This window comes from Alkalibacterium sp. m-11 (genome assembly GCF_054658155.1).
In genome coordinates, this window is record NZ_BAAGIR010000350.1 from 1 (window position 1) to 540 (window position 540).

The window sequence follows — 540 nt, forward strand, 5'->3', positions numbered from 1 at the left end:
GATATCTCTTCTCATTCCTATTCCACTCCAATTCTATAGGGGATAAGAAGAGTATATAAAAAATGTAGGAAAACCAACAATTTTACATTGTCATTTTCCTACATTTTATAACTGTTCTTTACAATCATCTAGTGATTGGGAAAGATCATAGGTACCTGAAGAGCGAGTAAACGTGTTGATAACCAGATTCGGATTCTGATATTCAACCTCTCTCGTCTGTTTGCAGCCTGCTATAAATAAACTCAAAACTGCACCGGAAGGAACGACTAGTTCTTTGGTACGAAACATATTTATACCCTCCTCAGTTATCGGAACGCTAACCTTTGCTGTATCATACTCCATCGATTAAAAAACAGTATTGTATAATTAATGCATTTTATTAAATCAACATTTTGAAGATTATTATTAGAAACTGTATTTTGCAAGACTTTTCTACACAACATTGCAGCGATAAACTACACAATTTTGCACCTGAAAGATTCTTTTAGTTATTTGTGTTTGGATAGTGCATTCTTTAGTCGAAAACTCTCTCCGGTAAAG

At 33.9% G+C, this 540-nt stretch carries 1 protein-coding gene; it reads right to left on the reverse strand.

The features are described from left to right. Positions 1 to 105: 105 nt before the first annotated feature. Complete coding sequence (locus tag ACYQ2O_RS12765; RefSeq protein WP_459796780.1) at positions 106 to 288, reverse strand: hypothetical protein; 183 nt, start codon at positions 286 to 288, stop codon at positions 106 to 108. Between the last annotated feature and the right edge of the window lie 252 nt (positions 289 to 540).

Coding starts and splice junctions, on each gene's coding strand:
- ACYQ2O_RS12765 (WP_459796780.1), bottom strand. CDS start 288: ATGTTTCGTACCAAAGAACTAGTCGTTCCTTCCGGTGCAGTTTTGAGT.